Source organism: Polyangium sorediatum (assembly GCF_029946465.1).
In the GTDB taxonomy this organism is placed as follows: Bacteria; Myxococcota_A; Polyangia; order Polyangiales; family Polyangiaceae; genus Polyangium; species Polyangium fumosum.
Window position 1 is genome coordinate 85,266 of sequence record NZ_JARZHI010000010.1, and the last position, 20,910, is coordinate 106,175.

Below are 20,910 nucleotides of genomic sequence, written 5' to 3' on the forward strand. Positions count from 1 at the left end.
GGACAACCACCATGCCCCCCCTTTCCACGCCCCGCTACGACCACATCGGCCAAGGCTACGCCCATACCCGCAAGGAAGACCCGCGCCTGCGGGATCGCATCCTGGCGGCGCTCGGTCCGGCGCGCACCGTCGTCAATGTCGGCGCGGGGGCCGGGTCGTATGAGCCGCGCGACCGCCACGTGGTGGCCATCGAGCCGAGTGATGTCATGGCCGGACAGCGCCCGCGCGAGCTCGCCCCTGCGATTCGGGCGACGGCAGATTCGCTCCCGCTGCGTGATGGCAGCGTCGATGCGGCCATGACCGTCTTGTCCCTCCACCACTGGGATGAAGGGCAGGAGCGGGGCGTGCGCGAGCTGCGACGGGTCGCGACAGGACCCGTGGTCATCGTCACCTGTGATCCGGAGGTCAGCGGCGCGATGTGGCTGATGGCCGATTATCTGCCCGAGGTCGCGGCGCTCGACCATCGGACCTTCCCCCGCCCCGCACAGCTCGCCGCCTGGCTCGGCGGCCGCACCGAAATCGTGGCGGTGCCCATTCCGCGCGACACCTCCGACTGGACGCTGATGTCGTTCTGGGCGCATCCCGAGCGGGTGCTCGAGGAGGACGCGCGCAACGCCACCTCGGGTTTTGCCCGGATGGAACCCGCGGTCGTGCATCGCGTGGTGACCGCGGTGCGCCGCGACCTCGCAGACGGCACGTGGGATGCGCGCCATGGCCACTTGCGGACGCTCGACGAATACGACGCCGGCCTGCGGCTCGTCCTCAACCTGCCTTCTTGACCGCGCGAATCCTGGAGGGCGGTCGGATCGGGTACAGCCACGCGTGCGCCCATCCGTCCTCTCCATGGATTGCATCCGCGCGCCCCCCATGCGCGTTCCTGTGGACGTGAGCGACACCGTCCATGCTTGCTCGTCCCGCTCCCGATGACCGCCGGCACGGCGTCCGTTCTTTCCGTGGATAACACGCCCCTTTCGAGGGCATCGAACGCGCGCCACGCGGCGGCTGTCCTTGACGCTCGGCCGGCGCGCCTCGATGGAACACGCGTAGGGTCTTCGTTCTCCGGCCGGCGCGCAGCGCGGCCGACGAGAAGAAAGGGCATCCTCGTGCCCTGGGGGAGGAAATCATGAAAACACAGATCGCGTGGTTCGCCGGGGCGGCCTTCGTCGCCATGGGCATGTCACCGACACGAGCGTGGGCATTGTTCGGGGTCGACCTCGTCCCGACCGGTCTCCGTTTCACCGAAGTCGTGAATGACGACGTCACGGGAAGCTACGCCCAGAGCGTCCACATCTTCATCAAGAACACAGGCACGGGGGCATGGGACAGGTCGAACGCTACGATGTCGGTCGCGATCGGTGACACCGTGGTCAAGGGGGTGATCTACGGGCCCACGGCCGGAGGAGGGTTCGTGTTGGGCGGCAGGATCGCTCCAGGAAAACGGGGGTTCGTCTCGCTCTCGTTGCCCTCTGGCACGCTCCACCACTGCCAGCGCGTCAGGGTGCGGATCGACCTCGGGCACGAGCACCAGACATTGATTCGCGCGTTGTTTCTCAACGATAGCGCGGTGCTCGGTGCCCTCGACACGACCAGGTCGACGGCGTGCGCCATGTTGCCGCCGCCGCACCGCTGAGGACCGATCTGGCCTCGTCGGGGTGTTTTGCCCGAGGACGTCCTTCCCTGAGAGGCGCCGCCCGCGTCACTCGACGCTCTCGCAGATCCGCTCCGGGGGCGAGGGCGGGTTTCCTGCCCCGCACCAGATCTCGATCTCGCAGATATGGTTCGTGCGTATCCCGCGCAGCGTGTTGCCCCTTGGCACGCCGTAGCAGGTGATGACCGTCTCGCGCCCCACGACGGTCGTATAACTGCTGGAGGAATAATAGTATCGCATGATCCTGTAGGCGGGTAGCGCGTTCCCGAGGGTCGCGACGAGCAGCACGCTCGCGCCGGCCAGGAGGGCCATGAACATTCGTGTTTTGGTCATCGTGCGTTCCGAAGGGCAGCTCGCATGCCAGGGCGAACGGCCCTGCGACGTACGGAAACCACACGTCCCCCGTCTGGAGCAGCCGCTCGTCGCGCCGGGCGCGAAGGAGCGAGTGGGATGGCTGGCATGTTTTGCGCGGCGCCGAGGCGGACCTGCCGGTCGGGGCATGGTAGGGTGCGGGCGACGTCATGGGACTCTACGATACGGTGCGCGTGAAGGGGCTCCAGGGCTGGACATGCTCCGAAGGACACGACCTCATGCAGGCCGAGTGGCAGACGCAAGATCTCGGCTGCACCATGGGCTCCTGGACCTTGGCTGCGAGGCTCGACGGAACACCCGGCTTCGAGGGAGAACGAATCGAGCTGCCATTGACCGACCGAATCGCCATCTACACGCATTGCATCCAGTGCCCGGCTCTCTTCGACGAGCTCGACGTCGGGGGCAACGTTATTCTTCCGTCCGTCGAATTCGAGGTCGACCTGGTGGAGAGTGTCGTTCGAAGAGCTGAACGGGTAAGCGAATCGACGCCGGAGCATCTGGCCCGGTGGATCGAGCGATACGGCTGTGAAGGTCCGATGACGTATGCGGAAGCGGTCGCGACGCAAATCACGCACGTGCCGGATCGGGCTCGGTCGCTACGGCGTTTCTTGACCAAGCTCGTCAGGAGGGCCTTTCGCGCTGAGCCGAGCGACGTCGAGATTCTCGCCCGGTTGATTCGAGAAGAGCCGACGCTGGTGCACGCTCGTGACGCCATCGGACGAACGCCTCTTCATCACCTGATCGAGCAGATCCGTGCCGATCCCCCCTCCCGTCCGGAGAACGTGACCCTCGAAGCGCTGGCGGAGCTTGTTCTGTTGAAAGGCGGCGATCCCAACGCGAGGGACGAAAAAGGGCTCACGGCGCTCTTCCTCGCATCGACGCCTCGAGCTGCCGCGCTGCTCGTTCGGCATGGGGCGCGTGTGAACGAGGCCAATCACCAGGGAAACACGGCGCTCATGCATGCGGTTCACGATCCGAAGCTATTTGATGCCCTGCTGAATCTCGGAGCAGATCCCCATCAGGTAAACTCCAGTGGACATAGCGCTCACACGTGGAAGATGCTTGACGAGGGACGGAAAACTTGATCGCATTCTGATACCGCATGGAATCCCCGCGGGACGCGGCGGCCGTTCAGGCCCACCCGGACCGCCCATCACACCACCGCTCCCCTCCTCGTTCCACCCATGACCCTCACCCTCGCCATTCACCTCCGATCCTTGAGCGAACCCCTCGTGCAGGCCTGGCGCGAGGAGTTCGCCGGCGTGCCGGGCGTCACCGTCTCGTACGGGGATATTTTCTTCGATCGACCCGGCCCGGTCACGGCGAAGGATGCCATCGACGTACACGCGGACGCCGTGGTGAGCCCCGCCAATAGTTTTGGCTTCATGGATGGCGGCATCGACGCGGTGTACACGCACCACCTCGGTCCCGAGCTCGAAGCTCGATTGCGGGCGACGCTCGCATCGCGATTCGGCGGTGAGCTTCCCGTGGGCCAGGCCATCGTCGTTCCGACGGGACACGCCGCCATTCCCTGGTGCATCAGCGCGCCCACCATGCGCGTCCCCGCGGACGTGAGCGACACCGTCCATGCGTATCTCGCGATGCGCGCGGCGCTGCTCGTGGTGCTCTCGCACAACGAGAGCGCGGCCGAGCCCATTCGGTCGGTGCTCTGTCCGGGGCTCGCGACAGGCGTCGGGCGCATGCCGCCCGCGCGCTGCGCGCGGCAGATGCGGGAGGCGTGGAACCAGGTCATCGGCCGACGGCCCACGCTCCCCTATTCGCTGTACGAAGCCATGGAGGAGGATAGCCGGCTTCGCGCGTGAACGCGCGTCGATTCGCTCGCGCGGCGGCGTCTCAAGCCCACCCGAACCGCCGATAAAACCACCGCTTCACGACCTCCACCGTCACCAGATACGCCGCCACGAGCGGGACCAGCATCAAGAAAAACACCGGCGGCAGCGGCGCGAAGCCCACCTTCGCCCCGAGCGATGTGAAGGGAAGGAACACCGCCAGCGCCACCACGAAAAGGCTCGTCCCGAAGAGCGCCCGGCTCGGCCTTCCCCGCAGCGCGCTCCCTTGCGTCCGGATCACGAAAATCACGAGCACCTGCGTCGCCAGCGATTCGACGAACCAGCCCGTCTGGAACAACCGCTCGTCTCCTTGGAAGAGGTGGAGCAGCAGCGCGAAGGCGGCAAAATCGAAGATCGAGCTCACGGGCCCGATCACCAGCATGAAGCGGCGAATGAACGGCATGTCCCACCGGTGCGGGCGGGCCACGAAGTCCGGGTCCACCCGGTCCGTCGGGATGGGCAGCTCCGAGAGGTCGTACAGGAAATTGTTCAAGAGGATCTGCGCCGGCAGCATCGGCAGGAACGGCAGGAAGAGCGACGCGCCGGCCATGCTGAACATGTTGCCGAAGTTCGAGCTCGTCCCCATCAGGATGTATTTGAGGATGTTGCCGAGCGTCCGGCGCCCCTCGACGATCCCCTCCGCCACCACCGAGAGGTCCCGTTCGAGCAGGAGGATGTCCGCCGCCTCCTTCGCCACGTCCACCGCGCTGTCCACCGAAATCCCCACGTCCGCCGAATGCAAGGACGGCGCGTCGTTGATCCCGTCGCCGAGATACCCGACCACCCGCCCTCGTTTCTTCAAGGCGAGGATCACCCGGTTCTTTTGCGTCGGGTTCAGCCGGCAAAACAGGTTCACGCTCTCCACGCGCGCCCCGAGCGCGTGCACGTCGAGCGTGTCGAGCTCCGCCCCCGTCAAGCATCCACGCACCGGAATGCCGAGCTTTTGGCAGACGTGCGTGGCCACGTGCTCGTTGTCCCCCGTCACGATCACCACCGACACGCCCGCGTCCGCAAGCGCGCGGAGCGCCGCGCCCGCGCTCTCCTTCGGCGGATCCTCGAAGGCCGCGAACCCCGCGAAGACGAGCTCCATCTCGTCGCCTTTCACCACGTGCTGGCACGCGGGCGCCTCGGCTTTCCAGGCGATCCCGAGCACGCGGTATCCCTCCCGCCCGAGGGCCTCGAATCGCTCGAACAAGGCGCGCCGCGCCGCCGCGTCGAGGGGACGGACGTCCTCGGGACCCTCCCCCTCATAGCGCGTCGAGACCCGCAGGACCTCCTCGAACGCGCCTTTCACGACGAGCCGCGTGTCGCCATTTCGACGGACCAGCACCGAGATGCGCCGGCGCTCGAAATCGAAGGGCACCTCGTCGAGTTTCTCCCAGCCGCGGACGTCCACCGTCTCGTGCCGCAGGATCGCCTCGTCGAGCGGGCTCCGCAGGCCGGACTCGAAATGGCTGTTGAGGTACGCGAGCTCGAGCACCCGCGGGCTGTCCCGGCCCTGCGGGTCGAGGTGCTTTTCCAGGCGAATGCGCGCTTCGGTCAGCGTGCCCGTCTTGTCCGTGCAGAGCACGTCCATGCTGCCGAGGTCGTGAATGGCCGAGAGCCGCTTCACGAGCACCTTCTTTTTCGACATCCGCAGCGCGCCGCGCGCCAAGGTCACCGAGACGACCATGGGGAGCAGCTCCGGCGTGAGGCCCACCGCGAGCGCGAGCGCGAACAGGAACGACGTGAGCCACGTGCGCTCGCGGACGAGGTTCACGAGCAGCACGAAGAGCACCATCCACATCGCCAAGCGCAGGATGAGCAGCCCGAAACTCCGCGTGCCGAGCTCGAATGCGGTGGGCGGCGGCTTTCCCGCGAGCGCGACGCCGATCTTGCCGACCGCCGTCTTCGTCCCCGTCTGTGTGATCACGGCCTTGCCGCTGCCGCTGAGCACGGACGTGCCCATGAAGACCTCGTCCGTCTTCGGCCCGGGATGTTTTTCCACGGGATAAGGTTCGCCCGTCAAGAGCGCCTGGTTGACGAAGAGGTCGCGCGCTTCCAGCAGCGTTCCATCGGCGGGGATGAGGTCCCCGGCCGCGAGGAGCACGACGTCGCCGGGCACGATCTCCTCGATGGGCACCTCGCGCGGCGCGCCGTCCCGCACGACGGTCGCGTGGACCCGCGTCGCTTTGCGCAGCGCCTCGACCGCGCGGCCGGCGCGGTGCTCCTGCAGGAAATCGAGCACCACGCTGAGCACGACCATGATCATGATGATCGTCGAGCTCCCGAGGTCCCCCGTCACCGCCGAGACGACACACGCCGCGAGCAAAAGGAGAAGGAGGGGGTTCTTGAAGCGAGCCAAGAACTCCACGATCGCCGCGCGGCGGCGCCCGCCGAGGAGCTCGTTGCGCCCATGCAGCGCGAGGCGCTTCGACGCTTCGGCCTGTGAGAGCCCTTCGTTCGTGCTCAAGACGCCTCCCCAAGGCCGAGCTGCTCCGCGAGCGCGAGCGTCCTCCAATGCGCCGGCACGTCTTCGAGGAAGCTCCGCCGATAGTCGGGGTCACCGATGCGCGCCGCTGTCGTGACGAGCAGCTCCCTCGCCTCGATGCATGCCTCGCGCGCGGCCTCCGTATCTCCCGTGGCCCATCGGGCCTCCACCACGGCCAGACGAAATCGACTCTCGCCGACGCCCAAGCTCCCGGGCCCTTCGAGCCGACCGAGGTCTTGCTCGGCCATTTCGCGCGCCTCGGCCGCGCGCCCCTGCCGGAGGAGCGCCGTGACGAGGTACGACGACGCGAGCAGACGATAACTCGGCATCGTCGTCAGGCTGTCCCGTGCCAGGCGGGCCTCCGCCTCGGCGCTCGCGAGGTCGCCTTCGTGGAGCGCGGTGCTCGCAAGGCAGATGTGGGAGAACGCCGAAAACAGGCTGGGCCCGGGGTAGACGTGGAGGTTCTCGCGCGAGATGCGGATCTGCTCCTCGATATGCCGAGCGTCGTCGAGCAGGGCCCATTGGAGCGTGCTTTGGGCGTATGCCCGCACGAGCGGGTCCCGCACGCGCTGGGCGAGCACCAGCATTTTTCGTGCGCCCTCGATGCTCGCCTCACGCTGCCCCATCCAGAACAGCATGACCGTGGCCCCATTCTCCACGAACACCTTTTGCCGGAGGTCCCCCACCTCCGTGAAGCCTGCGGCGGCCTTCCGGAAGAGGACGAAGCTCTTCCAGGGATCCTGGTCCCGGAGCATGAGGTACCACGCTCGGGTTTGCCAGGCATGGCAGCGCTCGCGGAGGTCTGTCTCCTCCAAACGATCCGCCACGCGCTGCAAATAGTCGAGCATGTCGCGCGCAATCGAGCCCTCGCCGACCGCGGCCAGTCCCCCGACGACGATCACGAGGAGTTCCATCACGACGGCGCGCCCCGAGGTGTCGGGTGAGGTCGCGGCGATTTCCCTCGCGAGCCTGATGGCGTACTCCCGCTGACCGGTGAACATGCAATGGGAGCACAAGACGTGGGTGACCCGGTACCACGCGGCGCTGCCGGGCCTCGCCTTCGCCCGCGCTTCCTCGGCCAGGCGAATCACCTCCTCCGTGAAGCTCCCTCGGAAATTGTGCGCCATGAGCTGCCAGCTCCGGAGCGCGAGCAGCACCTCGCCGCGCGCGCCGCACGCGACCCCGCGCTCCACGTGCGCGAAGACGCCGTCGAGGTCGAACCGCGCGAAGGATCGCTCGGCGGCGCGCGTGTGGTACTGGCAGGCGCGTTCGAGGTCGCCGCCGCGCTCGAAATGCTCGGCCAGCACCGTCGGGTCCTGCTCGCCGTGCCGTTCGAGCCATGCTCCGGCGAGGAGGTGGCCGAGCGCGCGGTCCTCGCCGAGGAGCATCGAAGACGCGCCTTCGCGGAGGAGGGCGTGACGAAAGCGGAATTCCTCCTCGCCAGGGAATCGGCTCTCGTGCGCCTTTGCGATGAGCTCGCCGTCCATGAGCCGCGCAAGCGCGTCCTGTATTTCGGACGCGTGGAGGCTCGCGCCGAGCAAGGCCGCGACGCCCCCGGCCCAGAACGTCTCCCCGAAGACGCTCGCCGCCCGCAAGATGCGCCGCGCCGGCCCGTCGAGCTGCGCGAGCCGCGATTGCACCATCGACACCACGGTCGCCGGGAGCGTGGTTTGTTTCTCCTCCGCCGCGCGGATGAGCTCCTCCAGGTAAAACGCATTGCCGTCGGAGAGGGCGCAGATGCGCGTGACGGTCTCCTCGGACGCCGCGTCGCCGAGCACGTGCCGGACGAGCTCCTCGCTCGCCTTCGGGCCGAGCTTGCGGAGCCGGAGCTCGTACAAACGCCGCTTCGACCAGAGGTTCGGAAAGGCGTCGTGGACCTCCGGCCTCGCCAGCGCGAGCACGAAGAGCGGAGCGCTCCCGCATTCCCGCAGCGCGGCGTCCACGAGCTGCACCGTCGGCCGATCGCTCCATTGCAGGTCGTCGAGCACGAGCAGCACCGGCGCCGCGCTGCATTCGGCCTGCACGAAGGAGAGCCAGGCGTCCTGGATGCGATCGGCGAGGAGCTGGGCGTTCTTGCGCGCCTCGCGGAGCTGTGCGCTCTCCGCGTCCGGAAAGGGCGCGGAGGTGATCTCGCCGAGCATCTCGGCGACGGGCCGCCCGGCGGGGCCCATGCGCTCGGTGATGCGCGCGAGCAGCGCCTCCCTCCGCGCTTCGAGCGGCAGACCTTCGCGAAGCCCGCACGCGCTCCGGAGGGCCTGCCCGAGCAGGCCGAGCGCCGAGCTTTGCCGGAGCAGATCGGCGCGCGCGTGCCAGATCGAAAGGAACCCGTTTCGCGCGCGCAGCTCCCGCACGAACTCGTGGGCCAGGCGCGATTTGCCCATGCCCGGTGGCGCCACGACGAGCACGCCCTGCGCGACCCCGTCCTCCACGCATTCGTCGAAGAGCTGCAAAGCCAGCGCGAGGTCGCGCTCCCGGCCCACGTACGGCGTCGGTTTTCCGAGGAGCAAACGCGGGCCCTCCGCGACCTGCCGCCGCACGACCGTGCGCCGCTCGCTCCCGGTGAGCGCGCTCCGGGGGCCCTCCTTTGCCGGGGCGTCGTCGACGAGCCACGACGTCGAGAGGGCCGCAGCGACGGCCCGCCCATCGGCCGGCCGGCCCTCCGGGTGTTTCGAAAGCATTCGCGCGAGGAGCATTTCGAGCCCCTCCGGCGCCCGAGGGACGAGCGCCCGCAGCCGCGGGGGTTCGTCGAAGAGCGTCTTGCTCAGGACGGCCAGGAACGTCGCCCCCGGAAATGCGCGCTGCCCGGTCAGGCATTCGAAGAGGACCGCGCCGAGCGAAAAGACGTCGGCCCGGGCGTCGACCCCTTCACGATCCCTCGCTTGCTCGGGGGCCATGTACCCGGGCGTGCCGAGGATCAACCCCGTGTCCGTCAGCCGCGACGCGCCGGGGAGCTGCGCAATGCCGAAATCGAGGACCTTCAATCCCTCGATGCGCCCGCCGACGAGGAACAGGTTGCCCGGCTTGACGTCCCGATGCACGACGCCCCGCGCGTGCATGGCGCCGAGCGCCTCGGCCGCGGCGCGGAGCAATCGAACGCCCTCGGCGACGCCGAGCGGACCCCGCCGGAGGCGGCTCGCGAGGTCCTCCCCCTCCAGCCACTCCATCACGAGCCAAGGCTCTCCGGACGGCAGCACCCCGCGCGCCACGTACCGCACGATATGCGGGTGCGAGGACGTGGACAGGATCGCCGTCTCCCGCTCGAAGCGCGCGGCCGCGTCGTCCCGGCCGGCCCGGAGCACCTTCACGGCGAGCCGCTTGCCCGTCGAGCGCTCCCGCGCTTCGTAGATCTCCCCCATTCCGCCGGTCCCCGCGAGCCGCACGAGCTCGTACCGCCCCCCCAGGGTCTCCCCGATCCCGAGCATAGGTTCCCCCCTCCGACGCGGACGGGCCACGCTACCATTGCCTCCGGCCCGCCGCGAGGTTATGCGCGAACGACGGCCATGACCACTCCCGCCGAGCCTGCCGAGACCGAGACCGAGATCCCGCCGGAGCTCGTCCCCAAGAAGCGCCGCTTCTGGCCCGTCGCCGCCGTGTTCGCCGCGCTCGCGGGCGCAGCAGGCTTCTTCGGCTTGCGCTCGCTCGCCGAGCCCGAGCCGCTGCGTGTGATCGTCGCCGTGGACCTCGACGGGCACTTCTGGGACGGCTCGCGCGCCTCGGCGCGGCTCGTGAACGAGCTTTGCCAGCGCCTCGACGCGATCGGCTTCGAGCCCGTGCGCGCCGGGGACCCCGAGGTCCTCGACGTCCTGCGCGAGGCCGAGAGCCCCGAGGCGGCTGCGAAGAAGCTCCGCGCCGCGTTCATCGTCAAGGCCAAGCTCACGCCCGAGACGATCGAGCATCCGGTCTCCGGCGGGTACTTCGAGGTCCGCGCCGACGCTTCGTTCGAGGTTCGCCACGTCCGCGACGAGGTCGCGCAGAGCGGCCGCCTCGTTGGCTGGGCGGGCGGCAAGCAGAAGGTCGACGCCTTGCGCCGCCTCGCCGACACGCTCGCGCTCCAGGCCTTTGATCAGGTCGTCCCGCACCTGGTCAAGCACCCGGCGCTCCAGAGCATTTTCCAGGGCAACGACATCAAGCTCGCCGACCACGTCGCCAAGGCGAAAAAATACGTCGAGGTCCGCGGCGGTCGCCTCGGCGACGCGCAGCGCACGTACGAGGACCTGGAGAAGCGCCGCAAGGAGTTCGACAAGGGCCCCGCGAAGGTCACCTACCACAGCGTGCTCGGCGCGGACGACGCGCTCGGCGGTTCGGCCGCGCCCGGGTTTCTCGTGAAGACGGCCGACATCACGCCCTTCGTCGCGCCGCGCACGATGAACCTCTCGTGGATCACGGGGCTCGAAACGCTCGAATGGCGGAAGCCCGGCGGCGAACGGAAGCTGCTCTGGAGCGGGTATCACCTCTTCAGTTATCCGGCGGCCGCGCCGGACGGCGGGCGCGTGGTGTTCGCGGAAGATTTGTTCGGCTGGGCGAAGACGCTCACCGTGGTCGAGCCCGACGGCAAGGCGCGGCGCCTGCGGATCGACGAGGATCACCGATTCTCGTCGCCCGAGGTCGCGCCCGGCGGCAAGGCGACCGCGCTTTATGATCGCCCCTGCCGCGATTGCCCGAGCAACCTGCTCGTCGTCTCGCTCGACGACGGCAAGACGCTCTACGAGCGCGCGCCCGAGGGCGGCTTTTTCTCGGGTTTCGCCTGGCTCGACCCGAACCGGCTCGCGTTCCTGCACATGCCGGGGTTGCAGGAGGATGCGCCCGCGCCGAGCGAGGAGGCGTCGGGCGAGGCCGCGTTCAAGCCTCTGCACCAGACGTTGTACGTCGCCGACCTCGGGGCCTCGCCGCCGGCCGTGACGCGGCTCTACGAGGTGGACCCCCACGACCGCTTTTCGGCCCTCGAAGCGAGCCGCGACGGCAAAAAGCTCGTCATGGAGACCCAGGGCCTTTCGATGTTCGACATGGAGGCGGGCAAGCTCCTGCGCTTCGACATCGGGTCGGTCGAAAACCCGAGTTTTTCGCCCGACGGCAAGCTCGTCACGTTCACCCGGCACGGGGACGTGTTCCTGTTCGACGTGGAGCAAAAACACGTCCGTCGGTTCACGCAGAACCCCTGGAAGGAGCGATATCCGCTTTTCTCCGAGGACGGATCGCGTATCTACTTCGAGTCCACGAGCGACGACCCGAACTACGAGCGCCGCACGATGTCGCTCATCGGTTCCGTCGCGGTCAAGGACGCCGGGCCGCCGGAGCCCGCGAACGCGCCTTGACGGTCTGATTCCCCCTCCTTACACCCTTCTTCCTTTTTGCTCCCGCGTGCGGGAGAGGTAAACGGCATCATGTCCCAGCAGCGGATCGTCCTCGTCACCGGCGCGACCGACGGAATCGGGCGCCAGACCGCGCTCGAGCTCCTTCGGCGCGGCGCCCGCGTCCTCGTGCACGGGCGGACCACGGCCAAGACGAACGCGGTCTGCGAAGCGCTCGCGCGGGAGAGCCATTCGAACGACCTCGTGCCCGTCGCCGCGGATCTCTCGTCGATGTCCTCCGTCCGCGCGCTCGCCGCAGAGGTCGCGGGCCGCGTGGAGCGGCTCGACGTGCTGCTGAACAATGCCGGCGTCTTCATGCACGAGCGGAAGCTCACGGAGGACGGATTCGAGATGACGTTCGCCGTCAATCACCTCGCGCCGTTCCTGCTCACGCACCTCTTGCTCCCCAAGCTCCGCGCGAGCGACGGCGGCCGCATCGTCACCGTGAGCTCGATCGCCCACAACCGCGGGCAGATCGAATTCGGCGATCTCACGTCCGAGCGATATTTCCACGGGTATACGGCGTATGCCACGTCGAAGCTCGCGAACGTGCTCTTCGCGTATGAAATGGGAAGGCGGCTCGCCGGGACGCGCATCACCTCGAACGCGCTGCATCCGGGGGTGATCGGCACGAAGCTCTTGCGCAGCGGCTTCGGCATGGGCGGGGGCACGGTCGCGCAGGGGGCCGCGACGTCCGTGCGGCTCGCGATCGACCCTGCGCTCGCCGAGGTCACCTGCAAATACTTCTCCGACGAGCACGAAGAGGCCTCGTCGAAAGCGTCGCACGATCGCGCGCTCCAGCGCCGGCTCTACGAAGTCAGCACGAAGCTCGTGGGCGTCGAGGGTCTGCCGGACATCACGTAGGGTCACGTTCGCCCCTTGTGGCGTTCGCCCTTGTGTGTACACTCCGCGCCAAACCAAACCGGGAGACGATCCACATGGCGACGATCACGCTGAAGGGCAATCCGATTCACACGTCCGGCGAACTGCCGAAGCAGGGCAGCGCGGTGCCCGATTTCCAGCTCCTCCGGGGCGACCTCGCCCGGGCCTCGCTCGCGACGTTCTCGGGCAAGAAGATCCTCAATATCTTCCCGAGCATCGACACGCCCGTTTGCGCCATCTCGGTCCGCAAGTTCAACGAGTTCGCGTCCAAGAAGGGCGTGACCGTGCTGAACATCTCCGAGGACCTGCCCTTCGCGCAGAAGCGCTTCTGCGGCGCCGAGGGCCTCGCCAACGTCGAGACGCTCTCCGCGTTCCGCTCCTCGTTCAGCAAGGATTACGGCCTGGAGATCACCGACGGCCCCCTCGCCGGCCTCGCGGCGCGCGCCGTGCTCGTCCTCGACGGCGACAACAAGGTCCTGCACGCCGAGCTCGTCCCCGAGATCGCGCAGGAGCCGAACTACGACGCCGCGCTCGCCGCCATCGGCTGATCTCCGCCGCCTCGCCCCCCGCCCGCCTTCCCTGCGAAAAAGATTACACATTTCCAGAAGTTGACGCCGCTTCCAGGCGCCTCGACAATCTGGCGCATTGCGTCGTGCTCACGCCTGCTTGGAAGGCGCCGGCCCGGCGCTCCACGGGAGATGGCGTATGAGGAAGCTTGCGCTTGCGGTGGTTCTCGGTTCGGGTCTCGCTTCCGTGGGGGGATGCACGGTGTCGCAGTACGAGCCTCCGCCTCCGCCGGGGCTGGGCGATGGCTGCACGGCGGAGGTGGCCTGCAAGGGGACGCCGGTCGCGGTCGAGCACGGGGTCGTCACCGCGAAGGACGACGCCTTCCATGCGGTCGCGGCCTCGAACGACGGCGTGGTGTTCATGGGCGGCTTCGGGTCGGGTGTGGCGGAGGCCGACGGCGTGCCGAAAGAGGGCAACGTCCTGCTCACCCGGCGCGGCCCTGACGGGGCGATCTCGGATTGGTCTACCAAGTTCCTGCCGGAGGCGGAGGGCAAGCTCATCACCGTCGCGAGCCTCGCGATCGCGCCGAACGGGGACGTCGCGGTGGCCGGGTATTTCAGTGGCAAGATCCAGATCGGAATCGAGTCGTACGCCTCGCAGGCGAACTCGCGGGACGCGTTTCTGGCCGTGTTCGACGCGGGTGGCGCGCTGAAGTACCTCAAGGCCCTCGGGGACCAGGCCTACCAGGTGGCGCACGCCGTCGCGTTTGATCCGGCGGGCAACGTGTACCTCGGCGGCTCGTTCGCAGGGACGGTGGATTTCGGCGACAAGGCAGCCCTCGAGGCGTCAGGGACGGGCGACGGGTTTTTGGTGTCCTACGATCGCACCGGCAAGCTCCGCTGGAGGGTGCCGGTGCGCGGCGCCGGATTCCAGGCGGTCTACGCGCTCGCGGTCACGGACGACGGCGACGTCATCGCGGCGGGGCTCATGGATGGGGAGAGCTCCCTCGGGCCGCTCGAAGGGGAGCTCACGCAGGGGAAAGACATGTTCCTCGCGCGCCTCGACGCGGCGTCGGGGGATGTGAAATGGGCGCAGAGGATGGGCGGGTCGGGCGACCAGATCGTCGACGCGATCGACATCTCCCCGAAGACCGGTGAAATCGCGCTCGTCGGCAATTTCCGCGGCGGGACGATGGACCTCCTCGGCAAGGAATACAAGAACGACGACATGCTCGTATGGGACATGTTCGCCGCGTTTTATTCGCCGTCGGACGGCGCGCTCCTCCGAAGCGCGGCCTTTCAAGGACCCGGGATCCAAGCCGGCACCGGCGTCGCGTTCGATCCGGCCGGGGATGTCGTGATCGGCTGCCTGTTCTCGCAGCAGCTCCAGCTCGGCATCAAGCTCCTCGCAACGGAGAGCGGGCTCGACGCTGACGCCTGCGTCTTCAAGCTACGGGGCGGGACCCTCGACGTGGTCTGGGGCCACGACTTTGGCGACGCCTGGGCGCAGGGGATCACCGCCGTCGACGTCTCCCCCAAGACGGGCCGTCCGCTCCTCGTCGGCGGCTTCCAGAGCAAGCTCGTGGGTGTCCTGGACGAGCCCGCGAGCGCCGGCGGGTTCGACGCGTTTTTCCTCGAACTTTCGCCCTGACCGGGCCGCGATCGCCTCGTCCCGAAAAAAAGTTGGTCACATCGAGGCCCGACCTCGCCACATGGCGAGCGCGCTAAGCTTGCGCTCGGAGGGAGGAACCGATGGTGAACGTGTGGAAGGTCTCGACGCTCGTGCTCGCGGGAGCGCTCGTGGTCGTCGTCGGCAGGGGCGCGGTGCAGGAGTCGGCCGCGTGTGACGCGGAGCTCCCCTCGGCCGAGCAGGTGACGCGGCTCAAGCTCGCGCGGGGCCTCGCGTTCCTCGATCGCGCCGAGCAAGAGGTCGAGCAAGCCACGGCGGCCCGGCCGCGGGAGCGCGCGAATGCGCTCGCGCAGATCGCCAAGGCCAAGGCGTCGATCGAGCTTGCCCTCGGCCCGGCCGTCGAGCCGCAGCCCCTCCCCAAGCCGCAGCCCCTGCCCCAGCCTCTCCCCAAGCCCAAGGTGCGCATCCCGCGCAAGCCGGTGAGCGAGACGCCGGCCACGCAGGCGGCGACCACGACGGTGCAGCCGCGCGGCAATCCGTTCCTGGTTTCCACGCGCAAGGACCCGCTCGGCGGCCGCGACTGAGCGCGCGGCCGCAAAATCTCATCCTCCCGCAAAACCGATCGCTCAATCGTGCGTCCAAGGGCCATGGCCTACCGCGACGACGAGCACGCCCTGGAGATCAAGAAGGCCGAGATCGAGGCGCGCCTCGCGCAGATCGAGGCGCAGCAGCGCGAGCTCGAAGGCCTCTCGCGCGAGGGGGCGGACCTCGGCAAGGAGCTCGTGGACGTGACGCGCCGCCTCGACGAGAAGCGGCGCTTGCCTTTGCTGTCCCGCGTCGAGGTTGCGGCCCCTTGCAGCGCGGACTGGGCCTCGATGGTGGGCGACGATCGGGCGCGGTTCTGTACGTCCTGCGAGAAGAACGTCTACAACCTCTCCGCGATGACCGCCCAGGAGGCGGAGCAGCTCATTCGGTCCAAGGAGGGCAACCTCTGCGTCCGGTACTTCCAGCGCAAGGACGGGACGGTGATGACCTCCGATTGCCCCGTCGGCGTGCGGAGGAGGCGCGTGCGGCGTGTGCTTTCCGTGGTGGCCGTCGGGGTGGGCGCGGTGGGCGCGGCCTGGGCGGGCCTGGGCATGCGCGTGGAGAGGGCGATGGGGCAGATGCAACTCGCGCCGGAGCGTCACACGGCACGCGTGACGATGGGCGAGCTCACGCCGGAGCAATTCCTGGTGCACGACGACACGGCCGGGAAGACGCCGAAGCAGCCCGCAGAAAAACCTTAGCGGCTCAGCCGACGCGCGCCGTCACCGCCCGCAGGATCTGCTTTTGCACCGCCGCGAAGAGCGCGAGGACGGGCAAGCTCAGGATCACGTTCCCCGCCATCACGATATGCCAGCGCACGCCCGTGCCTTGCTCGCGGAGCAAGGCCACCGCGAGGGGCAAGGTGCGCACGTCGTCGTCGGTGGTCATGACGAGCGGCCAGAAATAATCGTTGTAATGGAACACGAAGCTGAAGAGGAAGAGCGACGCGAGCGTCGGCCGTAACATTGGGGCGAGCAGGCCGTAGACGATCCGAAGCTCGCTCGCGCCGTCGAGCCGCGCCGCCTCGATCATCTCGTCGGGCACGGAGAGCAGCGCTTGCCGCACGAGGAACGTCCCGAGCGCGCTCACGCCGAACGGCAAGACGAGCGCCGCGAACGTGTTCACGAGGCCGAGCGGGCCGAGCATCGAGAAGACCGGGACGAACGTCACCTGCGCTGGAATGAGCAGGCACGCGAGCACGAGGGCAAACGCGACCTTCTTGCCGACGAAATGCAACTTGGCGAGCGCGTATCCCGCGGGCAAGGCGAGCAGGATCTGGAGGAGCGCGATGGCCATGGCCATGACCGTCGTGTTGAGGAAATACCGACCGACGGGGATCGCCGTGAGGACCTCGCGGTAGGCGTCGAACTGGATCGATTTCGGGAGGGGCCACGCGGGCGCCGCCACGATCTCCGGCAAGGTCCGGAGCGAAGTCAGCACCATCCACGCATACGGCCCGACCCAGAGCAGGGCCACGACGACGAGCAGGAGGCGCGAAAAGGCGAGCTTCATGCGCGCCTCGCGCCGGTTCGGCCGAGCCGCCAGGACCCGAGCTGCAAGGCCGTGAGCCCGAGCAGGAGCACGAAAAACGCGACCGTCATCGCGCTCGCCCGCCCGACGCGCAGGTTCACGAAGACGTGCTCGTAAATCGCGTAGACGAAGACCGTCGTCGATTTCACGGGCCCGCCTTGCGTCATCACGCGGACCACGTCGAAGGCCTGGAACGAGAGGATCAAGCTGGTCGTCCCGACGAACGACGCGCTCGGGCGCAACATGGGCCAGGTGACGTGGAGGAACCGCGAAATGGGCCCGGCCCCGTCGAGCGCCGCGGCTTCGTGCAAGGAGCGCGGGATGTCCTGGAGGCCCGCCAGGAAAATCACCATCGAATACCCCGTGATTTTCCAGACGCTCACGGCCGCGAGCGTGTAGAGCGCGACCGCGGGATCCCCGAGCCAGTTCTTGGGGACGATGCCGATGGAGCGGCAAAGCGTGGAGAGCAGCCCGCCGTCCGCGTCGAGGATCCACATCCACAAGAGGGCCACGGCGACCCACGAGACAACGTACGCGCTGAAGACCGCGCCCCGCACGAAGGCATACAGCTTTCCGGGGCGATCGAGCGCGAGCGCGAGGCCGAGGCCGAGGCCGAGCGAGATCACCACGACCACGACGCTATAGGAGAGCGTCCGCCCGATCGTGCCCCAAAGCTCGCCGCTCGCGAGGATCTGTCCGTAATTCGCCGTGCCCACCCATTCGGGAGGCGTGAGCATGTCCCACCGATAAAAGCTGTTCTTGAAGACGAGCGCGAGCGGCCAGAAAAAGAAGAGGCCGAGCACGAGCGCCGTCGGGGCGAGGAAGAGATAAGGATCGAGCGGGCGCTTCGGCTTCATGGCTCCCCCGCCGCGCGGCGCGCCTCGTCGAGCGTCGCCCGCGCGTCCCTCCTGGCGAGGACGGCCTCTTCGAGCCGCGGCTGCACCGCCTCGCGCTGGATGCGGAACAAGGACGGCGCCCACGGCCACGCGAACGCGTCCTTCAATTGATCGAGCGCGACCCGGTCATTCGGGTGCTCGCGGTAATACCCGCTCGCTTCGAGTTCGGCGAGCCCCTTTTGCGAGACGGGCAAATACCCCGTCCGCGTGGCCCATTCGTTCGCTTGCCGCGGCTCCATCATCCATTGCAGGAAGGCGCGGGCCGCGGGGCGCTCGTGCTCCGAGGAGGCGGTCGGCACGACGAACATCGTGCCGCCCGTGGGCACGCTCCGGCGTACGTCCCCCGGCAGCGGCGCGGCGCCGACCGGGAATTTGGCGTTCGTTTCGAGGTACTTGAGGAACGCGGTCGAGGTCCAGATCATCGCCACGCGGCCCGCGAGGAAATCGGTGTTCGTGGCTTGCCAGGCATTGTAATCACGCCCGGGCGGCGGCTTCATCGTGCGCTCCTCGTGCACGAGCCGCTGCCAGAATTCGAGCGCGCGCACCCCGGCCTCGCCGCCGAGCGAGGGCGTCCCGTCGTCCTCGACGACAGTCCCGCCCGCTTGGCCCACGAGCGCGACCCAGAACCACCAATCGATGGGGCAAGCGAATCCATGGCGGGTCACGGTCCCGTCGTTGGCACGGACGGTCGCTGCGCGGGCCACGGACTCGAGCTCTTTCCAGGTGGTCGGCGGGCGCAGGCCGAGCGCGTCGAAGATCGCGCGGTTGTAATACGCAATCGGCGTCGATCGATTGAAAGGCGCGCAGACGATCGGCCGCTCGCCGCCTCGCACGAAACACCCCGTTTGCCCGAGGGCGGCGACGACGTCCCCGGTCACCGGGTGGGTCTCGTCGATCGGCAGGAGTGCGCCGGCCTGCGCGAGGTACGGCACGACTTCGCCGACCACGTGCGTGAGCGCCGGCGCCGCGCGCGCCGCGATGGCCGTGCGGAGCTTTGCCAGGGCCTCGAAATAGTCACCCTGGTAAATGGCCTTGATGCGATACGTGGATTGCTCGGCGTTGAACCGATTCACCAGCGAGAGCAGCACTTCGCGGTTGGTCCCGCCATACGCGAACCACAACGACGCCTCGCCGTCCTTGCCGCCGCGCGCGCAGCCGGCCCCCGCGAGGGCGGCGAACGACGAGGCGAGCGTGATCAACGCGTCCCTGCGCCCGAGGCGCGCGCTCATTTTCGCGCCTCCGTGAGCCTTTGGCCCGTCCTGGCATCAAAGAACAGGCAATGGCGCAGCTCGACCGCGGCCACGAGCGCGTCGCCCGGCGCGAAGGACCCCCAGCCCGGCATGCGCGCCGCAATCCTCGTCCCCGCCGCGTCGAGGTACAGATACGTCTCGGCGCCGAGGGGCTCGGCGTGCACGACCTTTGCGGTGATCGAAATGTCGTCGGGGCGTGGTTTGTCGCGCACGATCGATACATGCTCCGGCCGGATCCCCACGACGACGCGGTTCGGCAGCCCGAGCGTGACCGGCACCGAAAAAAGGAGGCTCGGCGCCTCGATCGTACCGGCGTGGTACGTCGCCTCGATGCGATTGATGGCCGGCGTCCCGAGGAACGAGGCCACGAAGACATTGGCCGGCGCCTCGTAAATCTCCTTGGGCGTCCCCACCTGCTGGAGCACGCCGCTCTTCATCACGGCGATACGATCGCCGATCGTCATCGCCTCGACCTGATCGTGCGTGACGTAAATGCTCGTGACGCCGAGCCTGCGCACGAGCGAAGCGAGCTCGACGCGCAGCTCCGCCCGGAGCGCGGCGTCGAGGTTCGAGAGCGGCTCGTCGAACAAAAAGACCCGCGGCGAACGCACGATCGCCCGCCCCATCGCGACCCGTTGCCGCTCCCCGCCCGAGAGCTCGCCGGGGCGCCGATCGAGCAGCTTCGACAAACCGAGCATCTCCGCCGCCTCCCCGACCTTTTTGTCCTGCTCGGCACGCGGCATGCTGCGCATTTTGAGAGGGAACGCCAGGATCTCGCGCACCTTCATGTGCGGATACAGGGCATACCCTTGAAACACCATGGCGACGTCCCGATCCTGCGGCGCGACATGCGTGACGTCGCGCCCGTCGATCCGGATTGTCCCGGCGTCGGGCGTGTCGAGCCCCGAGACGAGGCGCAGCGTCGTCGATTTGCCGCACCCCGAGGGGCCGACGAGGACGAGCATTTCGCCGTCACGCACGTCGAGATCGAGTTTGTCGAGGGCGGGGATTTCGGTGCCGGGGTGCTTTCGGACGAGTCCGCGGAGCTCGATCGTCGCCATGGGCTCAGGTCCCAACGACGACGAGGCTCGGCATCTCGGCCGCGCGCGCGAGCAATCCCGCCTTCGGCCGCACCCCGACCGGCACGTGCGACGAAGCGAGCATGGGCACGTCGTAACTCGAATCCCCGAACGCGCCGAGCAGCGTCGCGCCCGGGCACGCCTCGCGCAGCGCGAGGGGCTTGTGGTCCCCATAAACAGGCCGCCCGGCGAGCTCGGCCGCGATGCGCCCGTCCTGGATACGAGGCGTCATCGCGACAACGCGATTCGCCGGGATTCCGAGGAGCGCGACGCCAACCTCGACGATCCAGCGCGGCGAAGCCGAGACCACCCACACGGGCACCTTTTCCGCCTCGGCCCAGGCGAGGACGGGCGAAAGAAATCGGTGCAGCCGCGCTTCGAGCCCGCGCGACGCGACGACGCGCGCGGCAAACTCCGCCACCTCGCCCAGGGAAAACCCCGCGAAGACCCAGGCCATCATGGCGAAGGCGCGCACTTCTTCATACGTGCCTTCCGCGAGCGCTTGGTAGAGGCCTTGCGCGATGTCGAGCGTGCGGCTGTCGGCCTTCACGCCGGCCGCGCGGGCTTCGACGATGAGCGCCTCGCGCGCCTCTTCGCGCACTGCCGACTCGGCGATCAGCGTCTCGAAGAGGTCGTTGCCGACGTCGCCGCTCCAGAGCGTCCCGTCGGCGTCGAACGCGAGGACCAGGTCCTCCTCGCGCGGGAGCGCCGCGCGCGCGGCCACGAGGCGCCGAACGACGCCCTCGGGGGTCTCTTGCATCGGGGTTCGACCTTCCTGCACGGTCTCCCCCCTACCACATCCGCGGCGCGGCGGGCCATCCAGCCAGCAGGCAAACGCGTTCGTCGCAGTCCTTGCGCCGCCAC

18 protein-coding genes are annotated in these 20,910 nt (G+C 68.4%); 10 read left to right on the forward strand and 8 right to left on the reverse strand.

The window, feature by feature from the left end:
- Positions 1-11: 11 nt before the first annotated feature.
- Positions 12-779, forward strand: a complete 768-nt coding sequence (locus QHF89_RS14460) for a class I SAM-dependent methyltransferase (protein ID WP_136966789.1) — start codon at positions 12-14, stop codon at positions 777-779.
- A 344-nt stretch (positions 780-1,123) separates the two neighbouring features.
- Positions 1,124-1,630, forward strand: coding sequence for a hypothetical protein (locus QHF89_RS14465; protein WP_136966790.1), 507 nt, complete (start codon positions 1,124-1,126; stop codon positions 1,628-1,630).
- 66 nt (positions 1,631-1,696) lie between these two features.
- Here the strand turns inward: QHF89_RS14465 and QHF89_RS14470 are convergent, their stop codons facing one another.
- Positions 1,697-1,981 carry a hypothetical protein gene (locus QHF89_RS14470; protein ID WP_136966791.1) on the reverse strand — a complete coding sequence of 95 codons (285 nt, stop codon included), beginning with the start codon at positions 1,979-1,981 and terminating at the stop codon, positions 1,697-1,699.
- A 188-nt stretch (positions 1,982-2,169) separates the two neighbouring features.
- Between QHF89_RS14470 and QHF89_RS14475 the strand changes: the two genes are divergently transcribed.
- Together QHF89_RS14475 and QHF89_RS14480 are read left to right on the forward strand one after the other, a co-directional pair.
- Positions 2,170-3,105: an ankyrin repeat domain-containing protein gene (locus QHF89_RS14475; RefSeq protein WP_136966792.1), complete on the forward strand. Its 936-nt coding sequence runs from the start codon at positions 2,170-2,172 to the stop codon at positions 3,103-3,105.
- A gap of 99 nt (positions 3,106-3,204) precedes the next feature.
- The gene (locus tag QHF89_RS14480) at positions 3,205-3,843 is read left to right on the forward strand and encodes a macro domain-containing protein (RefSeq protein ID WP_136966793.1); all 639 of its coding nucleotides are present in this window, start codon (positions 3,205-3,207) and stop codon (positions 3,841-3,843) included.
- 31 nt (positions 3,844-3,874) lie between these two features.
- Here QHF89_RS14480 and mgtA read toward each other — a convergent pair whose 3' ends face one another.
- Both mgtA and QHF89_RS14490 read right to left on the reverse strand, forming a co-directional pair.
- On the reverse strand, positions 3,875-6,322 hold the full coding sequence (mgtA, locus tag QHF89_RS14485; protein ID WP_284720481.1) for a magnesium-translocating P-type ATPase: 2,448 nt from the start codon (positions 6,320-6,322) through the stop codon (positions 3,875-3,877).
- Positions 6,319-9,762, reverse strand: a complete 3,444-nt coding sequence (locus QHF89_RS14490) for a protein kinase domain-containing protein (RefSeq protein WP_284720482.1) — start codon at positions 9,760-9,762, stop codon at positions 6,319-6,321. Before QHF89_RS14490 ends, mgtA begins: the two co-directional genes overlap by 4 nt.
- Positions 9,763-9,840: 78 nt before the next feature.
- Between QHF89_RS14490 and QHF89_RS14495 the strand changes: the two genes are divergently transcribed.
- The 6 genes from QHF89_RS14495 (at position 9,841) to QHF89_RS14520 (ending at position 15,992) form a co-directional block, all read left to right on the forward strand.
- Positions 9,841-11,652: a PD40 domain-containing protein gene (locus QHF89_RS14495; RefSeq protein ID WP_136966796.1), complete on the forward strand. Its 1,812-nt coding sequence runs from the start codon at positions 9,841-9,843 to the stop codon at positions 11,650-11,652.
- Positions 11,653-11,721: 69 nt separating this feature from the next.
- On the forward strand, positions 11,722-12,552 hold the full coding sequence (locus tag QHF89_RS14500) for an SDR family oxidoreductase (protein WP_136966797.1): 831 nt from the start codon (positions 11,722-11,724) through the stop codon (positions 12,550-12,552).
- A gap of 74 nt (positions 12,553-12,626) precedes the next feature.
- Positions 12,627-13,118: a thiol peroxidase gene (tpx, locus tag QHF89_RS14505; RefSeq protein WP_136966798.1), complete on the forward strand. Its 492-nt coding sequence runs from the start codon at positions 12,627-12,629 to the stop codon at positions 13,116-13,118.
- A 220-nt stretch (positions 13,119-13,338) separates the two neighbouring features.
- The gene (locus tag QHF89_RS14510; RefSeq protein WP_284720483.1) at positions 13,339-14,727 is read left to right on the forward strand and encodes an NHL repeat-containing protein; all 1,389 of its coding nucleotides are present in this window, start codon (positions 13,339-13,341) and stop codon (positions 14,725-14,727) included.
- A 101-nt stretch (positions 14,728-14,828) separates the two neighbouring features.
- A complete protein-coding gene (locus QHF89_RS14515; RefSeq protein ID WP_136966800.1) occupies positions 14,829-15,290 on the forward strand; it encodes a hypothetical protein in 462 nt (153 codons plus the stop codon).
- Between the two features lie 63 nt (positions 15,291-15,353).
- Positions 15,354-15,992, forward strand: a complete 639-nt coding sequence (locus tag QHF89_RS14520) for a hypothetical protein (protein ID WP_136966801.1) — start codon at positions 15,354-15,356, stop codon at positions 15,990-15,992.
- Between the two features lie 4 nt (positions 15,993-15,996).
- On the opposite strand, the gene QHF89_RS14525 is transcribed toward QHF89_RS14520, so the two are convergent.
- Genes QHF89_RS14525 through QHF89_RS14545 form a run of 5 tightly spaced genes read right to left on the reverse strand, consistent with a single transcriptional unit; the run spans position 15,997 to position 20,827 of the window.
- Positions 15,997-16,803, reverse strand: coding sequence for a carbohydrate ABC transporter permease (locus QHF89_RS14525; RefSeq protein WP_136966802.1), 807 nt, complete (start codon positions 16,801-16,803; stop codon positions 15,997-15,999).
- Positions 16,800-17,678 (reverse strand): carbohydrate ABC transporter permease, encoded by an 879-nt coding sequence (locus QHF89_RS14530; protein ID WP_136966803.1) that lies wholly within the window; start codon positions 17,676-17,678, stop codon positions 16,800-16,802. Before QHF89_RS14530 ends, QHF89_RS14525 begins: the two co-directional genes overlap by 4 nt.
- A complete protein-coding gene (locus QHF89_RS14535) occupies positions 17,675-18,946 on the reverse strand; it encodes an ABC transporter substrate-binding protein (RefSeq protein ID WP_136966804.1) in 1,272 nt (423 codons plus the stop codon). The genes QHF89_RS14530 and QHF89_RS14535 overlap by 4 nt, the downstream gene beginning before the upstream one ends.
- Positions 18,943-20,028: an ABC transporter ATP-binding protein gene (locus QHF89_RS14540; RefSeq protein ID WP_136966805.1), complete on the reverse strand. Its 1,086-nt coding sequence runs from the start codon at positions 20,026-20,028 to the stop codon at positions 18,943-18,945. Before QHF89_RS14540 ends, QHF89_RS14535 begins: the two co-directional genes overlap by 4 nt.
- 4 nt (positions 20,029-20,032) lie before the next feature.
- Positions 20,033-20,827, reverse strand: a complete 795-nt coding sequence (locus tag QHF89_RS14545; RefSeq protein ID WP_284720484.1) for an HAD family hydrolase — start codon at positions 20,825-20,827, stop codon at positions 20,033-20,035.
- Positions 20,828-20,910: the final 83 nt, after the last annotated feature.

Bases quoted from the DNA above. Each gene is read 5' to 3' on its own strand.
- tpx (WP_136966798.1), top strand. From the start codon at position 12,627: ATGGCGACGATCACGCTGAAGGGCAATCCGATTCACACGTCCGGCGAA.
- QHF89_RS14490 (WP_284720482.1), bottom strand. From the start codon at position 9,762: ATGCTCGGGATCGGGGAGACCCTGGGGGGGCGGTACGAGCTCGTGCGG.
- QHF89_RS14470 (WP_136966791.1), bottom strand. From the start codon at position 1,981: ATGACCAAAACACGAATGTTCATGGCCCTCCTGGCCGGCGCGAGCGTG.
- QHF89_RS14535 (WP_136966804.1), bottom strand. From the start codon at position 18,946: ATGAGCGCGCGCCTCGGGCGCAGGGACGCGTTGATCACGCTCGCCTCG.
- QHF89_RS14500 (WP_136966797.1), top strand. From the start codon at position 11,722: ATGTCCCAGCAGCGGATCGTCCTCGTCACCGGCGCGACCGACGGAATC.
- QHF89_RS14530 (WP_136966803.1), bottom strand. From the start codon at position 17,678: ATGAAGCCGAAGCGCCCGCTCGATCCTTATCTCTTCCTCGCCCCGACG.
- QHF89_RS14480 (WP_136966793.1), top strand. From the start codon at position 3,205: ATGACCCTCACCCTCGCCATTCACCTCCGATCCTTGAGCGAACCCCTC.
- QHF89_RS14540 (WP_136966805.1), bottom strand. From the start codon at position 20,028: ATGGCGACGATCGAGCTCCGCGGACTCGTCCGAAAGCACCCCGGCACC.
- QHF89_RS14465 (WP_136966790.1), top strand. From the start codon at position 1,124: ATGAAAACACAGATCGCGTGGTTCGCCGGGGCGGCCTTCGTCGCCATG.
- QHF89_RS14495 (WP_136966796.1), top strand. From the start codon at position 9,841: ATGACCACTCCCGCCGAGCCTGCCGAGACCGAGACCGAGATCCCGCCG.
- QHF89_RS14520 (WP_136966801.1), top strand. From the start codon at position 15,354: ATGGCCTACCGCGACGACGAGCACGCCCTGGAGATCAAGAAGGCCGAG.
- QHF89_RS14460 (WP_136966789.1), top strand. From the start codon at position 12: ATGCCCCCCCTTTCCACGCCCCGCTACGACCACATCGGCCAAGGCTAC.
- QHF89_RS14475 (WP_136966792.1), top strand. From the start codon at position 2,170: ATGGGACTCTACGATACGGTGCGCGTGAAGGGGCTCCAGGGCTGGACA.
- QHF89_RS14515 (WP_136966800.1), top strand. From the start codon at position 14,829: ATGGTGAACGTGTGGAAGGTCTCGACGCTCGTGCTCGCGGGAGCGCTC.
- QHF89_RS14525 (WP_136966802.1), bottom strand. From the start codon at position 16,803: ATGAAGCTCGCCTTTTCGCGCCTCCTGCTCGTCGTCGTGGCCCTGCTC.